General features: G+C 65.4%; 1 protein-coding gene. It reads right to left on the reverse strand.

Annotated features, from left to right (window positions below):
- Positions 1 to 480: isocitrate/isopropylmalate family dehydrogenase (locus tag AC0C6X_RS30150; protein ID WP_472956706.1), on the reverse strand; the 480-nt coding region annotated here is incomplete at both ends.

Here is a 480-nt window from a genome sequence, read left to right on the forward strand (position 1 = left end):
TGCCGGCAATGTCCGGGGCCGAGCCATGCACCGGCTCGTAGAGCGCCTTGCGCTTGCCGCTGACCGCATCCGGGGCGCCGAGCGAGGCCGACGGCAGCATGCCGAGCGAGCCGGTCAGCATCGCCGCAACGTCCGACAGCATGTCGCCGAACAGGTTGTCGGTGACGATGACGTCGAACTGCTTCGGCTGGCGCACCAGCTGCATGCCGCCGGCATCCGCCAGCATGTGCTCGAGCTGGACGTCGGCATATTTCGCCTTGTGCGTCTCGGTCACCACCTGGTTCCACAGCACACCCGACTTCATGACGTTGCGCTTCTCCATCGAGCAGACGCGGTTTTGCCTTGTGCGGGCGAGCTCGAAGGCGACGCCGGCGATGCGCTCGATCTCGTAGGTGTCGTAGACCTGGGTGTTGATGCCGCGCTTCTGGTCGTTGCCGAGATCGATGATCTCCTTCGGCTCGCCGAAATAGACGCCGCCGG

This window comes from Ensifer sp. VA4 (assembly GCF_055710065.1).